The sequence below is a fragment of the Blastococcus sp. HT6-4 genome (genome assembly GCF_039679125.1).
Taxonomy (GTDB): domain Bacteria; phylum Actinomycetota; class Actinomycetes; order Mycobacteriales; family Geodermatophilaceae; genus Blastococcus; species Blastococcus montanus.
The window spans coordinates 3,635,400-3,650,652 of record NZ_CP155551.1; the positions used below are offsets into that span (position 1 = coordinate 3,635,400).

Consider the following 15,253-nt stretch of genomic DNA (forward strand, 5'->3'; position numbering starts at 1 on the left):
TGTCCGTGCGGGCGGTGGTCGACCTCCGGTCGGGGCACCGCCGCGTCAACGATCCCCCTCCCAGCCCCAGAGCATGGTCTGGTCCGTCGATCGGTCGTACTGGTCCCGGGCGAGAGGGTAGTCAAGCCGGATCACGTGCCCCCACTCCTCCTGAGGGGCACCCTCCAGGCGGCTCGGCACCTCCTGGCGGTCGGCCTGCGACACACCGGCGAAGCTGCCCCCCTCGCTGGGGATGTACGCGATCCGCGCCCCGCCGTGCCAGTTCGGTGCGCCGACGATGACAGCGGGGGTCTCCGCCAGGCCGTCGGACACCACGGGGAAGTCCGAGACGCACGGCAGGTGCCACGCCAGCGGCCAGTCCGGCAGCACCGGGCCGGTGCCGTCGAGGTAGTCCTGCAGGCTCTCGACGGTGCGGACCCGCGGGCCGGTGACCGCCACCCAGCCGCCGACGTCGGTCGTCGCATCGGCGGCGACCACGCGGACGCGGTCGGCGGTCGCCGGCACGTCGGCCGCGGCGAGGGACAGCGGCCGCCAGGCCGGCTGGCCGACCGGGCCGTCGCCGACCGTCCGGCGGGCCAGCGCGGTGACGCCGTCCTCCTCCCCCTCGGCGCGTCCGAACTCCAGCTCGACGAGATTGGCACCCCCGGTGCGACCGGCCGCGCTGATGGCGAGCTCCTCGTCGGCGGACAGCTCGGGCAGCTCGAACCACGGGGTCACCAGCGCCCCGACGGTCCGCTCCCCGCCCTCCAGGCTCCCCCAGAGGTAGGTGGCCGCACCCGAACCGGGCGCCGTCGGCGGCTGCTCGCCGTCCAGGAAGCCGTCTCCGACGACGAAGCCGTCGGCGATCGGGGCCTCCTCGTCGGCCGCCGGCACGAGGGGACCGCCGGGCGCGTCGAGCAGCACGTCGACCGACTCGGGGATCCCGCAACTGGTGCCGGTCAGGGTCTCGACGTTCTCGAGGGCCAGCGCGTAGCCCCCCGCGTCCGCCTGGCGCAGCGGGGCGACGCTGAACGTTCCCAGCAGCGCGGCCACCGACATGGCGCCCGCGACGGCGGCGACCACGGCCGGCCCCGCGGCGAGCAGCGCCGGGCCCGACTCCTGCCCCCGCCGGGAGCGCATCCACCACGCGACCGCCACGGTGCCGGCGGCGAGCACCAGCCACAGCGCCGGGTTCCCGAGCGGTACACCGAGCGGTGCCACCGGGGCGTCCCGGTACGGCAGGCCGTAGACCGAGTACATGAACCAGGAGTGCGACCCCGAGAACGCCAGCCCGGCGGCGAGGGCCACCACGCCGGTGCCGGCGGCGGCGATCACCAGCGCTGCCCGATCGCGGGACCGGGACCGGGCCACCTCCAGGACGAGCACGCAGCCCAGGGCGAGGAAGGGTGCGCCCAGCCCGGCCAGCGAGCCGAAGTGGTGCGACCACTTCGACGGCGTGACGAACAGGAGCGCGAACGCCAGCGCGACCGAGGCCGCCAGGAGGTGTGCCTCCCGGAACCGGCGCAGTTCCGGGAGCCTCCGGGCCAGCAGGAGGGCAACGACGAGGAGCAGGCCGAGGGTGAGGAGGACCGCCAGGCGCTTCGTGGCCGTGCCCTGGGACCCGCCACCGAGGAGGAACGCGTAGCGGGTGGCCTCCTCGTACCACTCGAGGTTGGGCCCGATCTCCGTGTGCAGCTGCGTGGCCTTCGCGACGCCGTGCAGGGACTGGTCGGCGAACATGACCACCAGCCCGCTGCCGGCGAGCGCCGACAGCAGCGCCGCGATGCCGACCGTGCTCCACCAGGACGACCCCGCCCCTCCACCGGCGGCGCGCACGGTCCGCCAGATGCGCGGCAGCAGCACGAACACCGGAGCGAGCGCCACGACGGAGGACGGGGTCACGGACAGGCAGAGCCCCGCGGTCAGGGCCGCGCCACCGATGAGGAGCAGCGGACGGCGGGCCGTCGGCGCGGTGCCCCGCACGAGCAGCGCGAAGACGACGGCCGCACCGAGCGCCACGAACGGCTCGGGCCGCACCCCGATGTTGAACGGCAGCCACCACGCCAGGAAGAAGACGGCCGACAGCACCGCGACCAGCGTCCCGCGCGACGACCGCGGCAGCACCGCCCCGAGCACCCCGCGGCTGACCACGAACCACGTCGCCAGCCCCACCAGGTAGCTGGGGAGCCGCAGCCACAGCGGCGCGGCGGAGACGGCGGCCAAGGGCTGCACGATGTGCTGCACCAGGGTGAACGGCGCCTCGGAGGCGTTGAACCAGTGGTAGTAGTTCCCGATGTCGCCGCTGGCCAGGCCGTTCCGGATGGTCATCGTGGCGTAGCCGTCGTCGTCGGTCTGCGGCGCGATGATCGCCCAGAGGGACAGCGCCGCCACCACGGCCGCGTCGCAGGCCAGCCGGACCCGCCGCCCGGCGACGCGCCCGGCCCGTCGCGCCTCGCCGCTCCGGGACGCCGGCGCGACCATCCACCGCGCCAGCATCGCCAGGGCCACCGCGGCCACGAGGACGTAACCGGCGATCATCGCGAGCTTGGCGGCGCTCGGGGTGCTCTCGAACCAGGTCCGCGTCCGGGCGGTGACGGTGGTGCCGTCGGCGTCCTCCGGCCCGAGGTCGGTGGTGAAGGCGAAGACCTCGGGGACCGGCTCGGCGTCCAGCACCGTCGGGGGGCCGTCGCCGACCGCGACGGTGGTCGCCGTGTCGTCGGAGTCCACCCGGACGTCGCAGCCGGCGGCATCCGGCGTGCCGGAGTGCACCAGCCGGCCGTTGACCAGGACCCGCAGCCGCCCGTCCTCCGTGTCGACCACCAGCCCTGACGCCGGGCCCCCGTCACGGATGAGCGAGGTGGCCAGCAGGGTCGTCCGCTCCCCCGTGCCCAGCCCGGCCTGCACCACGTCGCAGGGCACGGTCGCCTGGATCTCGGCCGGGCGGTAGGGCACGAAGAACGCGGTGGTGGAGGTCGGCTGCTCGCCCTGCGAGGGCCAGGTCACCTCGGTGCGGTCGGCGACGACCGGGGCGAGGGGCAGCGCCACCGCCAGGCCGATCCCCAGCAGGCCGACCAGCAGCGCCACGACGGCCCGCAGCGGTCCGCTCCGGCGGGTCGGGACGGGCGCGGCGGGGACCGGTGCAGCCGGCAAGAGCGTCGTCGACACGTGGCGCCTCTCGATTGCCCGGGGCCTCGGTGCCGCAACGAGCTTGATGGTGCGAATGACCAGGGGGAGGGCGGCCAGGCGAGCGCGGACACGGTGGGGACCTGTCGTACAGGCCCAGGAGCATCCCCCGAAAACCGAGCGTAACGCAGATCCGGACCCCGCCAGGGGCGTCTGGGACGGCCGGGCACTCCTGTGCGGCGCGTCGCGGGTGTGACTGGTGGTGCTGGGCCGGTGCGCGCGCGTGACGGCTATCCTCGGCCCCCGGGTGGCGCACGTACCGACCCCGGAACGCGGCACCCGGTGACCGTGGCGGTCACCGCCGGGCGGCGAGGATGGAGCACCCGGTCTCGTGCTCGACGATGGCGGAGCGACGCGGCAGCGAGCTGCCGGACGCCCCCCGCACCGGGCACGGGCGCGGTGACGTTCTCGGTCCTCGCCCACGATCCTGGCACCGGCGATCTCGGTGTCGCCGTCGCCTCCTGCATCCTGGCCGTGGGTCGCGCCGTGCCCAGCGCCCGTCCCGGCGTGGGCGTGGTCGCCGCGCAGGCCCGCAGCCGGCGTGGCCTGGGCCGGTCACTGCTCGACGGCCTGGCCGCCGGCGGCGCACCCGCGGCGCTCGTGCGCCAGGCGGCGCACTCCGCCGAGGACGCCGACCGGCAGGTCGCCGTCCTGGACGCCACCGGGCGGGTGGCCGCCGACACCGGCCGAGGTTGCTTCCCCGTGAGCGGCCACCTGCTGGGCGAGGGGTTCAGCGTGCAGGGCAACATGCTGGCCTCCACGGCGGTGCTGCCGGCTATGGCCGAGGCGTTCACCGCCGCACCCGGTGACCTCGCCGACCGCCTGCTGGCCGCCCTGACCGCAGGGCAGGACGCCGGCGGCGACCTGCGCGGGCGCCAGTCGGCCGCGCTCCTGGTGATCAGCGGAGCCGCGCCGACCGAGGACGACGACGGCGTGCGCACCGATCTGCGGGTGGACGACTCCGGCGACCCGGTCGCCCAACTGCGGATGCTGCGCAACCTGCAGCGGGCCTACGACGAACGCGACTACGAGCACCTCGCGCTGTTCGCGCCGGAAGGCGCCCGCGACCTCTACGCCGCTCTCGCCGCCTCCCGGCGCGGGAACCGCGAAGACGCGCGGCGGGCGCTGGAGGCGATGCGCGCCCGACCGGGGTGGGCGGCATGGCTGAACGCCATGGCCGGTGACGCGCGGCTGTCGGCGGTGTCCCGGCTGATCGGCTGACCTCCCGTGCTCAGACGGTGTCCGGACGCAGCCGGGCCAGCACGGCCGGATCGATCTCGCGGTCGTGCAGCGGCAGCACCAGCTCGGTCACGAGGTCGGTCAGCTCGGCGATCCGCAGGTTCAGCCGGCGGGACTCGTGCAGCCCTTCGCGCAGCTCGGCGACCTGGCGTTCGAACTCGGCGAGGCGCCCCTCGGCGTCACGCAGCCGTCCCCGCAGGTCGTCGGCCTGCTCGCTCAGCCGGGCGTTCTCCTCGCTCAGCCGGTCGACCTGCTCGGGCAGCTCCAGCGCCGCGGGGGCCAGGGCCCGCCGGACGGCCCGGACCGCGCGGTTGGACTGCGGACGCGGCTGCGGGTGCTGGCTCATCGGGGCCTCCGTCGGAAGGTCAGGCGGTACATGGGGACGATCTGCTCCTCGGCGGCGCCGAACCAGCGCAGCGGCTCGAGCCGGGACTCGACCTCCTCGAGGACGAGCCGGTGCCGGCCGGCCTCGGCCGCCACCTGCTCGACGGCGAGGTGGCGGTAGGGCGGGATGCCCGCGTAGCCGTGGTCGGCGACGAGGTCGAAGAAGGCCCGGCCGGAGGGGCGCAGCAGCATCCAGCAGAGGCGGAACAGGTTGTCCCGCCCGCGGTCCTCGACCGCGTTGAGCAGCCGCCGGCCCATGACCGTCCAGCTCTCCGGGGCCGCGGCGAGCTCCGCCCCGAGCCGGACGACCGTGCGCACGTCCAGCAGGTTCTGCACCTCGAAGGTGACCGGCAGGTCGGCACCGGCCAGGCGGGACCGTGCTTCTGCGACGGCGTACCGGGAGAAGTCGTAGGCGCGGACGGTGCGGCCGAGGGAGGCCAGCGCGAGGGCGTCCGTCCCGACACCGCTGCCCAGCTCCAGGACGGCGCTGTCGGCCGGCGTGCGCTCGTGCACGCAGCGAGCGAAGGCGCTCGGCTCCCGGTCGTGCCCGAACTCACCGGGCGGTGCGAGCAGGACCAGGTCGTCCCACTGCTCGCGCTCGACGTTGTAGTCGGCGAACCAGCCGTAGAACCGCTCCCCGGTGCTCTCGGGCACCCGGAAGGCGAAGGCGGGGTCCGGCGTCCGCCAGCCCTCGCCGTACACCGCCCGCAGCACCAACTCCTGGTCCCGGGGCGCCGGCTCCTGCCGGCCGGCCACCTCCACCGTGCTCGGCGGCAGCAGGTCCTCCCGGCGGGCCGGGGTGCGGACCATGAAGTGCTGCAACCAGTGCTCACCGAGCACGAACCCGGGGAAGACGTCGACGTAGTGGTCGGGCCGGCCCTCGTGGGAGAAGACGACCTGGAGGTGCCCGACGGACAGCCGGACCACCTCGTAGCCGGCGGCGCTGAGCAGCCGACCGACGGCGAAGCTCTCCAGCGCGACGTCCGCGGGGTGCTCGTGGCGGCTGAGGTAGGCCAGGTCCGCGTCGTCGTCGTGCGGGAGCAGACGCCCCTCGCGGACCGGACCGAGGAGCGTGCCGCAGGTGACGTAGACGACCGGCCCGAGCTCGGACTCCAGCAGCTCGCGGATGGCGGTCATGTGGTCGAGCATCCGGTCGACCATCCCGGGGGCGGCGTCGGCGAAGGCCTGCCCGAGGCGGCCCCACTTGTTGACCACCAGCGGGCGGCCGTAGTGGTCGACCAGCTCCAGCGGCCCGCGCCCGCCGTCCAGGCTCACGGTCGCCTCCGGCCCGTCCTCCGCGCCGCTGACCCGCAGCTGCACGCGGAAGGTGCCCTGGAGCCGGGGACGCAGGGCCGGCGGCCACGGCTCGAAGCGCAGGTCACCCGGCCCGTGCCCGGAGTACCGCAGCTCGGCCGGCACGTCGTCGGGCACGTCCCCGGCAGGCGCTGCCCGGAAGGAGAAGACGCGCCGGCCGTCGAGATCGACGTCGAGCACCTCGGCGCCGGGCCCGTCGATGCGGTAGAAGAGGCCGGACGGAGTGGGCCACAGCTGGAGGATCGGTCTCTCCTCGTCGGTTCCGGGGACGTCCGCGGGCACCCGTCGCCAGGTCCCCTCGGCCCCGGACGGGCACGGACCGAGGCTGGACGCCGAGTCTAGGGGCGGGCGACCTCGGTCGGGACCCTGCTCACCGACCGCGCCCTGGGGAGATCGGCCGGATCGGCACGAGCCTACGATGACCGATAGGAGATCGTGGCGATGCCGAACCCGGCCGGCCGGTGCCCAGGAGGTCCCATGCGAGCAGTTCCAGGCCAAGCAGCCCTCGGGTCCGCCATCCTGGTCGGCGGGTTGCTGCTGACGGGATGCGGCCAGGACGCCACCGCACCGGCCGACGCGGGCGGAGTCCGCGTCGCGACGCAGGACGACGGCTTCCACGGCACGCTGATGCAGCGGCCCCAGCCCCGTCCGGACCTGACGCTGCCGACCACCACCGGAGACCCGTTCGACCTCGGGAACCGCCCCGAGGACGAGATCACGCTGCTCTTCTTCGGCTACACCCACTGCCCGGACCTGTGCCCGACCACGATGGCCGACCTCGCGCTGGCGCGGGACGTGCTCGCCCCCGGGATCCGTGACCGGGTGCAGGTGGTGTTCGTGACCGAGGACCCGGCGCGGGACACCCCGGAGGCGCTGCGGGAGTGGCTGGACCGGTTCGACCCGGAGTTCACCGGGCTCATCGGCGGCACCGAGGCCACCGCGGCGGCGCTGCGGGAGCTGTACCTGCCCGAGAGCGCCCAGGTGGCCGACCCGTCGACAGCGATCGTCCACCCGCACGAGGGCGGCGCGCACGCCGCGGAGGGCGACGGGCAGCACGGGAACGGGCACAGCCACGGCGACTACGGGGTCGACCACGCGGGAACGGTCTACGCCTGGGGTCCCGGGGGCCGGGCGGTGATCTACACCGGCGGAACCACCCCGGACCAGTACGCCGAGGACCTCACCCGGCTGGCCACCGCCGGCTGAGCGGGGCCACCCCTCCCTCGGGCCGGTCGCCGTCAGCCTCCGGACAGGTCGCGCTGCATCCGGACGTACTCGTCGCGATCGATCTCGCCGGCGGCGTATCGGCGGCGCAGCACCTCCTGCGCACCGGCGGCCTCGTCCGGCCGGGCCGTCGGGCGGCGCCTGACCAGCCGGATGGCCGCAAGGACCGCGATCACCAGCAGGGCGACGCCGACCAGGGCCCAGAACAGCATCCAGCCGCCCATCATCCCGCCGTCCATCATCCCGCCGTCGTGGCCCATCAGTTGCTCCTTCGTCCGGTCGGCGGGGCACCCTCGGCTGCCCTGCCGCGCGTCCCCCACCGGCTGTCGGCGGGGCGGTCAGTCGTGGGGCGCGCTCCCCGAAGAGGTCACGCTCCGGCCGGGCCGGGGCACGCTCATGCACCCCCCGAGCGGAGGAGGGCGTCGATCAGGCGCTGCAGCTCCGCGGAGGTCAGCTGACCGACCACCCGGTCGACGACGCGGCCGTCGGCGTCGAGGGCGAGGGTCACCGGCAGTCCCCGGACGCCCAGCAGGCGCAGCAGCTCGCCGTCGGCGTCGACGGCGTGCGGGTAGTCGACGCCGTGCTCGTCGAGGAACCAGCGGGCAGCGTCGGGGGCGTCCTGCACGTCCACACCCAGGAACCGGACCTGCTCGCCGTGGTGGGCGTAGGCCTCCTGCAGCAGCGGCATCTCCTCCCGGCACGGGCCGCACCAGGTCGCCCACAGGTTGACCAGGGTCGGACGGCCGGTCAGCCGGTCCAGCGCCACGTCCGGGCCCGGCCCCAGGCAGGGCAGGGTGAGCGGCGGCAGGGCGTCCGCGCCGGCCGGCGCGACGTCCTCGGGCAGCTGCTCGCAGGCCGGCGCGGGGGGGAGCCGCCTCGGCGGCCACCGGTCCGGTCCCTGCCGTGGACGCGGTCGGCTCGGTGGCCGCACAGCCGGCCAGCAGGGCGACCGTGAGGAGCCCGGCTGCCAGCCGCGCCGGCATCAGGACTCCCGGTACAGCTCGGTGAAGGTCCGCCCGCCGTCGGTGGAAGCCAGGACCGCACCGTCGACGGCGACGTAGACCTCCTCCCCGTCCACGGTCAGCGCCTCCGGAGCTCCACCTGCGCTGCCGCGCTCGGCCCAGGTCCGCCCGCCGTCGGTGCTCACGAACACCGTCCCGTCCGGAGCGACCCCGGCTGCCGTGCCACCGTCGGCGGCGATGTCCACCAGCACCAGCAGCGGGGCGCCGGCGACGGCGCTGACGTTCCTCCCGGCGTCCTCGCTGACCACCAGGCCGGCCTCCGTGGTGGCCAGGACCCGCTGCGGCTCGGTCGGATCCGCGGCCAGGTCGGCGATTCGCATCTGGCCGCGATCGGCCCACTCGACGCCGTCCTCGCTGACCATGAGCCGGCCCCCGCTGTAGCCGTAGATCATGCCGCTCGCGGCGTCCAGGGCGTGGAAGTCGGCCTCCCCGGCCAGTGACAGCGTCTCCCAGGTCTCCCCACCGTCGGTGCTCTCGAGCAGGCCCAGGTTGCCCGGGCCCTCCTGGCCGGCGCCGGGATGGCCGCTGGCCAGGTAGTGCCCGGGGCCGACGACGGTGAAGCCCATGAAGTCCTGCACCCGGTCGGCGATGCGGGTCAGCTCCCCGCCCGGCGTGATGCGCACCAGCCCGTAGTGGGTGCCGGCGTACAGGGCGTCGTCGGCCGGGTCGACGCCCAGCCCGTGCACGTGCTCGAGGGTCACGTCGTCCGGGTGGGCGCGGGTGCCGTCGTCGTGGCTGTGGGTCTCGCCGTCAGCGGCGGCCTGGTCGCCGCCGGCTGCGTCGGCGCCGCACCCGGCGAGCAGCAGCGCTCCCGACGCGGCGGCGCCGACCAGCACCCGACGTCGCCGCGGACGACCGGCCACCCCGCGAACGGGCCGGGCGGATCGGGACGGCAGGACGGACGCTGACATGAGCTCCCCACAGAGACCGGACGGACGTACTACGACGAATAGTAGACCGTCCGGCGGAGTCGGAGCTCAGCTCCAGTCGGCTCCGGGGAGGACGCACAGCCCGCTGGAGACCGCGGACACCAGCGGCCAGGCGGCCAGTGCCACCGGCCCGGCCACCACCAGCACCGCCGCCGCCGACGCGGCGATCCGGTGCACGGGCCTCAGAGGGGCGACCGGCCGGAGCAGCCGTGTCACCCGGTGCACGCCGGCTCCCTGCGCGGCGGCCAGCGCCGGGGCGGGGGCGCGCATCCCGGCGAGGGTGACCAGCGCGGAGGCGACCTCGACGCGGCTCACCCGCCGGGCGGCGGCGTCGTCGGCCAGCAGCTCGACGAGCCGCTCGGTCTCCACCCGGCCCCGGGAGAAGAGGGGCACCCGGGGGAAGGCCCGGTCCAGGACCCGGGCGGCGCCGACGGCCAGGTGATGACGGCCGCGCAGATGGGCCCGCTCGTGGGCCAGCACGGCGGCGAGCTCCTGGACGGAGAGCGTGCGGAGGGCCGCGGTGGTCACCACGACGGATCGGCGCCGCCCCGGCAGGCAGAAGGCGGCGGCGTGGTCGGAGTCCAGCACCACCGCCCCCAGCGACCGTTCGCGGCGGGCACCGACCAGGAGGCTCGCCCGCAGTCGGCGCCGCTCCCGCTGGTCGCGCAGCCGGCTGCGGGCGGCGACCCAGCCCAGCCGCAGGGACACCCCGCCCGACAGCAGGACGCCGGCGAGCACGGCGGCCAGCTGCCCGGGCGACCGGTAGACGGCGGCGATGGTCGCCGCGCAGGCGTCGAGGACCGATGCCAGGCCGTCGGCGACCGCACCGGCCGGCACCAGCAGCGCCAGGCCGGCGAGCACCACGGACACGAGCGCACCGGCCGACGCCGCCTGCCAGGCGGCGACCGCCAGCCGCGGGGACCGGTCGGCCCAGCCGGCACCGAGCGCCCGCGGAGCCAGCGCCACCAGCGTCGCGGCGAACCCCAGCAGCGCGACGGTGGTGGTCACGACGTCTGCGCCTGCCGGGCCGCCTCCACCGCGGTCCGCAGGCTGGCCACCGCGTCGGCGTCGAGGTCGGCGACGAAGTGCATGAGCACCTCGTCGCGATCCCCGGCCGCGCTCAGCACGTCCTGCAGCATCGCCGCGGAGTGCTCCGCGCGGGTCCGGGTGGGGCGGTACCGCCAGGCCCGGCCTTCCATCTCCCGGCTGAGGGCACCCTTGCGGTGCAGGTTGTCCATCACCGTCATCACGGTGGTGTAGGCGAGTACGCGGGACGCGGTCAGCTCGGCGAGCACCTCGCGGACGGTCGCCGCCGCCCCGCGGCGCCACAGCACGTCCATCACGACGGCTTCCAGCTCACCGAACGGGCGCACCCGCCACCTCCTCGTCCCCTCCGTGCCACAGTACTAGCGGCGGTAGTGGAGGACGCCACGACGGAGCACTACACCCGATAGTAGACCACCACTCCTACCTGTCATAGTAGGGCGGTGGCGAGGAAGCAGCTCAGTCGTACAGCCGGCCGCCGCCGTCCGGGCCGCACCGCGGCGGTACGTCGATGAGCCGGCCGTTCAGCCGCCGGACCCTGCTGCTCGCCGCCGGCGCAGCCGCCGGGGCGCTGGCCGGCTGCTCCACCGGCGGGAACGAGGCCGCCGGCGGCCGCCTGGAGTACGAGTTCACGGAACCCACGCCGACGGCGACGGTGCTCGCCGAGGACCAGCGGGCACCGGCGCCGGCCTTCTCCGGCGAGCTGCTCGACGGCACTCCGTTCGACTCCTCCTCCCTGGCCGGGGACGTCGCCGTGATCAACTTCTGGGGGTCCTGGTGCGTGCCGTGCCGGGTGGAGACCCCGGAGTTCCAGGCCGTGCACGGCGACGTCGCCGACCGCGGGGTGCAGTTCCTCGGCATCGACGTCAAGGATCAGCGCCAACTCGCCGTCGCCTTCGCCGAGCAGCTCGGGGCGGCGTACCCGTCGGTGTTCGATCCCCGCGGTGAGGTCGCGATGGCCTTCCGCGGATTCCCGGCCAACGTGGTCCCCTCCACCATCCTGCTCGACCGCGACGGCAGGGTCGCCGCCGTCCACACCGGTCAGGTCCACGGGGAGGACCTGCGCACCGCCGTCGAGCTGCTGCTGGCCGAGGACCGGGCGTGAGCGAGCTCGCGGCGACCTTCGCCGGCATCGTCACCGACGGCTCGCTGCTGCTGGCCGTCGCCGTGGCCGCGCTGGTCGGGCTGATCAGCTTCGCCTCGCCCTGCTGCCTGCCGCTGATCCCCGGCTACGTCAGCTACGTCGCCGGGCTCGCCGGCTCGCAGGTCACCGCCGGTGCGGCCCGGGTTCCGCAGGCTGCCGGTGGCGGCCCCGCCGGTACGACGTCGGCCGGTTGCCCCGCCGAGGCCGGCACCGCTCCCTCACCGCCGGCGGCGTCGGCAACTGCCGGTCGCGGCCGGGTGCTGGCCGGGTCCCTGCTGTTCATCGCCGGGTTCAGCGCGGTCTTCGTCTCCTTCGGCGCGCTCTTCGGCGGCCTGGGCCGGCTGCTGCTGGAGTGGTCCCCGGTGCTCACCCGGGTCGCCGGCGTCGTCGTGATCGCGATGGGGCTGTCGTTCCTCGGCGCGATCCCGTGGCTGATGCGCGAACGCCGCATCCACCACCGGCCCCCGGCCGGCCTGGCCGGCGCCCCCGTCCTCGGCGTCGTGTTCGGTCTCGGCTGGACGCCCTGCCTGGGCCCGACGCTGGCCGCGGTGAACACCCTGGCCTACACCCAGGCCTCGGCCGGCCGCGGCGCCGTCCTCGCCCTCGCCTACTGCCTCGGGCTCGGGGTCCCGTTCGTCCTCGTGGCCCTCGGCGCCCGGCGCGCCCTGGCCTTCTCCGCACTGGCCCGCCGGCACGCTCCCACGGTCATGCGGATCGGCGGGGGCCTGATGATCGCCCTGGGGATCCTGCTGCTGACCGGCTGGTGGGACGCACTGATGATCTGGCTGCGGGCCTGGCTGGGCGCCACCGGACTGGGCACGTCGATCCTGTAGCCGCCGCCGCACGAAGGGTGGAGACGCGGGTCGACGGACTACTTCAGCAGGCTGCGGGCGATCACCATGCGCTGGACCTGGTTGGTGCCCTCGTAGATCTGGGTGATCTTGGCGTCGCGCATCATCCGCTCGACCGGGAAGTCCTGCGTGTAGCCCGCCCCGCCGAACAGCTGGACGGCGTCGGTGGTCACCTGCATCGCCACGTCGGAGGCGAAGGCCTTGGCCGAGGCCGACACGCGGGTGACGTCGGGGCGGCCCTGCTCGCCGGCGGCCGCGGCCACGTAGACGAGGTGGCGGGCCGCCTCGATCTTCATGTCCATGTCGGCGAGCATGAACTGCACGCCCTGGAACGAACCGATCGACGTCCCGAACTGCGTGCGTTCCTTGACGTAGGCCACGGCGGCGTCGAGCGCACCCTGGGCGATGCCGACGGCCTGGGCTCCGATGGTCGGGCGGGTGAAGTCCAGGGTGCGCAGCGCCGTCTTGAAGCCCGTACCGGGCGCACCGATGATCCGGTCGGCCGGGATGGTGCAGTCGGTGAGGTACAGCTCGCAGGTCGGCGAGCCCTTGATGCCCATCTTCCGTTCCTTCGGGCCGACGGCGAAGCCCGGGTCGTCGCGGTGGACGGCGAACGCGGAGATGCCGTTGGCACCCTTCTCCGGGTCGGTGACGGCCATGACCGTGTACCACTCGGACACACCGGAGTTGGTGATCCAGGCCTTGGTGCCGTTGAGCACCCAGGTCTCGCCCTCGAGGCGGGCGCGGGTCTTCATCGCGGCGGCGTCGGAGCCGGCCTCGCGCTCGGACAGCCCGTAGCTGATCATCGCCTCACCGGAGGCGATCGACGGCAGCACCGCGCGCTTCACGCCCTCGGACCCGGACAGGATGATCGGCATCGAGCCGAGCTTGTTGACCGCCGGGATGAGCGAGGCGCTCGCATCGACCCGCGCGACCTCCTCGATGACGATGCAGGTGGCGATGGCGTCCGCGCCCTCGCCCCCGTACTCCTCGGGGATGTGCGTGGCGTGGAAGCCGGCCGCGGTGAGGGCCTTCTGGGCCTCGATCGGGTAGCGCGAGTCGGCGTCCACCTCGGCGGCGTAGGGGGCGATCTCCCGCTCGGCGATGTCGCGCACCGCCGCCCGGATCGCCTCGTGCTCCTCGGTCAAGGCGTACAGCCCGCTGTTCGTACCCACGCCCCCGATCGTAGGACGTCCGACTACCCGCCGGTAGCGAGGCGCTCCTGGAGGGTGAGGTCGCGGGCCACCACGCTCTCGGCGAGCTCGGCCTGGAAGCGTTCGACCCGGCCGCGGAGCTCCGGGTCCGCCGCGGCGAGGATCCGCACGGCCAGCAGCCCGGCGTTCCGGCCGCCGCCGATGCCGACCGTGGCCACCGGCACCCCGGCCGGCATCTGCACGATCGACAGCAGGCTGTCGAGCCCGTCCAGCCGGTCCAGCGGCCGCGGCACGCCGATGACCGGCAGCGGGGTGGCGGCGGCGACCATGCCGGGCAGGTGCGCCGCTCCCCCGGCCCCCGCGATGATGACCCGCAGGCCCCGGGCGGCGGCGCCCTCGGCGTAGTCGAGCATGCGGCGCGGGGTGCGGTGGGCCGAGACGACGTGCGCCTCGTAGCCGATGCCGAACTCGGCCAGCGCCTCGGCGGCCGGCTGCATCATCGGCCAGTCCGAGTCGCTGCCCATCACGACGCCGACGACGGGGTGGCTCGGGACGCTCATGCCGTGCTCCTCAGTGGTCGTGGTCGAAGGCGAACGCCGGGTCCACGACGCCGTCGGCCAGGTAGCGGGCCGCGGCCACCGCCCGCGCCCGGACCTCGGCCAGGTCGTCCCCGAGCGCGGTGACGTGTCCGAGCTTGCGGCCGGGCCGCTGGCCCTTGCCGTACCAGTGCAGCTTCACGTCGGGCCAGTGCGCCATGAGGTGGTGCATGCGCTCGTCGAGGGGCGGCCCCTGCCACCCCTCCGCCGCGGCCGCCCCGCCGAGGACGTTGGCCATCACCACCACCGGGGCGGTCATCGCCGTGGAGCCGAGCGGGTAGTCGAGGACGGCCCGCAGGTGCTGCTCGAACTGGCTGGTGCGCGCGCCCTCGATCGTCCAGTGCCCCGAGTTGTGCGGGCGCATGGCCAGCTCGTTGACCAGCACGCCGTCCGCGGTCTGGAACAGCTCGACGGCGAGCATGCCGACGACACCGAGCCGGTCGGCGATGCGGACGGCGAGCTCCTGAGCCGCGGTGGCCAGCTCGTCGGGCAGCCCGGGGGCGGGGGCGAACACCTCGGCGCAGACGCCGTCGCGCTGCACCGTCTCCACCACCGGCCACACCGCCACCTGGCCGAACGGCGACCGGGCGACCTGCGCCGAGAGCTCGCGGACCATCGCCACCCGCTCCTCGGCCAGTAGCGTGCCGTGCCGCCCCACCAGCTCGGCCGCCTCCTCGGCGTCCCGGACGACGAAGACGCCCTTGCCGTCGTAGCCACCGCGCGGGGTCTTGAGCACCACGGGCCAGCCGTGCGCCCCGGCGAAGGCGGCGACGTCGGCCGCCGTCCGGACCTCCGCCCAGGCCGGCTGCGGCTCCCCGGCCTCCGCGAGCGCGCGGCGCAGCACCAGCTTGTCCTGCGCGTGGACGAGTGCCTCCGGGCCGGGGGCGACGCGGGTGCCCTCCTCGACCAGTGTGCGCAGGTGCTCGGTGGGCACGTGCTCGTGGTCGAAGGTGACCACCGTGGCGCCGTCGGCCAGCGTCCGCAGGGCGTCCAGGTCGCGGTGGTCGCCGATCCGGACGTCGGCGGTCACGAGGGCCGCCGATTCGTCGGGACCGGCGGACAGCACCCGCAGCGACTGCCCCAGCGCGACCGCGGCCTGGTGGGTCATGCGGGCGAGCTGGCCACCTCCGACCACGGCGACGACGGGCAGACCGGTTCGCGGATCCAGGGCGGCAGGCACGATGTCGAAG

15 protein-coding genes are annotated in these 15,253 nt (G+C 75.1%); 4 read left to right on the forward strand and 11 right to left on the reverse strand.

Annotation, left to right across the window (positions count from 1 at the left end; translation table 11 throughout):
• Window positions 1-45: 45 nt before the first annotated feature.
• Complete coding sequence (locus ABDB74_RS17305) at window positions 46-3,144, reverse strand: arabinosyltransferase domain-containing protein (RefSeq protein WP_346619999.1); 3,099 nt, start codon at window positions 3,142-3,144, stop codon at window positions 46-48.
• 417 nt (window positions 3,145-3,561) lie between these two features.
• Here ABDB74_RS17305 and ABDB74_RS17310 point away from each other — a divergent pair, with 417 nt between their 5' ends.
• Entirely contained in the window at window positions 3,562-4,383 is an 822-nt protein-coding gene (locus ABDB74_RS17310; protein ID WP_346620000.1) for a DUF1028 domain-containing protein, read from the forward strand.
• 10 nt (window positions 4,384-4,393) lie between these two features.
• Here the strand turns inward: ABDB74_RS17310 and ABDB74_RS17315 are convergent, their stop codons facing one another.
• Entirely contained in the window at window positions 4,394-4,747 is a 354-nt protein-coding gene (locus ABDB74_RS17315; protein WP_346620001.1) for a DUF6752 domain-containing protein, read from the reverse strand.
• On the reverse strand, window positions 4,744-6,381 hold the full coding sequence (locus tag ABDB74_RS17320) for a class I SAM-dependent methyltransferase (RefSeq protein ID WP_346620002.1): 1,638 nt from the start codon (window positions 6,379-6,381) through the stop codon (window positions 4,744-4,746). Before ABDB74_RS17320 ends, ABDB74_RS17315 begins: the two co-directional genes overlap by 4 nt.
• Before the next feature lie 195 nt (window positions 6,382-6,576).
• Between ABDB74_RS17320 and ABDB74_RS17325 the strand changes: the two genes are divergently transcribed.
• Complete coding sequence (locus ABDB74_RS17325; RefSeq protein ID WP_346620003.1) at window positions 6,577-7,305, forward strand: SCO family protein; 729 nt, start codon at window positions 6,577-6,579, stop codon at window positions 7,303-7,305.
• A 32-nt stretch (window positions 7,306-7,337) separates the two neighbouring features.
• Here ABDB74_RS17325 and ABDB74_RS17330 read toward each other — a convergent pair whose 3' ends face one another.
• The 5 genes from ABDB74_RS17330 to ABDB74_RS17350 form a co-directional block, all read right to left on the reverse strand.
• Entirely contained in the window at window positions 7,338-7,583 is a 246-nt protein-coding gene (locus ABDB74_RS17330; protein WP_346620004.1) for a hypothetical protein, read from the reverse strand.
• Window positions 7,584-7,717: 134 nt separating this feature from the next.
• Entirely contained in the window at window positions 7,718-8,089 is a 372-nt protein-coding gene (locus tag ABDB74_RS17335; protein ID WP_346620005.1) for a TlpA disulfide reductase family protein, read from the reverse strand.
• A 216-nt stretch (window positions 8,090-8,305) separates the two neighbouring features.
• A complete protein-coding gene (locus ABDB74_RS17340; RefSeq protein WP_346620006.1) occupies window positions 8,306-9,208 on the reverse strand; it encodes a F510_1955 family glycosylhydrolase in 903 nt (300 codons plus the stop codon).
• Between the two features lie 114 nt (window positions 9,209-9,322).
• Window positions 9,323-10,282, reverse strand: coding sequence for a M56 family metallopeptidase (locus tag ABDB74_RS17345; RefSeq protein ID WP_346620007.1), 960 nt, complete (start codon window positions 10,280-10,282; stop codon window positions 9,323-9,325).
• The gene (locus ABDB74_RS17350) at window positions 10,279-10,647 is read right to left on the reverse strand and encodes a BlaI/MecI/CopY family transcriptional regulator (protein ID WP_346620008.1); all 369 of its coding nucleotides are present in this window, start codon (window positions 10,645-10,647) and stop codon (window positions 10,279-10,281) included. Before ABDB74_RS17350 ends, ABDB74_RS17345 begins: the two co-directional genes overlap by 4 nt.
• Window positions 10,648-10,829: 182 nt before the next feature.
• Between ABDB74_RS17350 and ABDB74_RS17355 the strand changes: the two genes are divergently transcribed.
• A complete protein-coding gene (locus ABDB74_RS17355; RefSeq protein ID WP_346620009.1) occupies window positions 10,830-11,423 on the forward strand; it encodes a TlpA disulfide reductase family protein in 594 nt (197 codons plus the stop codon).
• Window positions 11,420-12,295: a cytochrome c biogenesis protein CcdA gene (locus ABDB74_RS17360; RefSeq protein WP_346620010.1), complete on the forward strand. Its 876-nt coding sequence runs from the start codon at window positions 11,420-11,422 to the stop codon at window positions 12,293-12,295. Before ABDB74_RS17355 ends, ABDB74_RS17360 begins: the two co-directional genes overlap by 4 nt.
• Before the next feature lie 38 nt (window positions 12,296-12,333).
• Here the strand turns inward: ABDB74_RS17360 and ABDB74_RS17365 are convergent, their stop codons facing one another.
• Genes ABDB74_RS17365 through ABDB74_RS17375 form a run of 3 tightly spaced genes read right to left on the reverse strand, consistent with a single transcriptional unit; the run spans window position 12,334 to window position 15,243 of the window.
• Window positions 12,334-13,488, reverse strand: a complete 1,155-nt coding sequence (locus ABDB74_RS17365; RefSeq protein ID WP_346620011.1) for an acyl-CoA dehydrogenase family protein — start codon at window positions 13,486-13,488, stop codon at window positions 12,334-12,336.
• A 23-nt stretch (window positions 13,489-13,511) separates the two neighbouring features.
• Window positions 13,512-14,027 carry a 5-(carboxyamino)imidazole ribonucleotide mutase gene (gene purE, locus ABDB74_RS17370; protein WP_346620012.1) on the reverse strand — a complete coding sequence of 172 codons (516 nt, stop codon included), beginning with the start codon at window positions 14,025-14,027 and terminating at the stop codon, window positions 13,512-13,514.
• A 10-nt stretch (window positions 14,028-14,037) separates the two neighbouring features.
• Window positions 14,038-15,243 carry a 5-(carboxyamino)imidazole ribonucleotide synthase gene (locus ABDB74_RS17375; RefSeq protein WP_346620013.1) on the reverse strand — a complete coding sequence of 402 codons (1,206 nt, stop codon included), beginning with the start codon at window positions 15,241-15,243 and terminating at the stop codon, window positions 14,038-14,040.
• Window positions 15,244-15,253 lie beyond the last annotated feature (10 nt).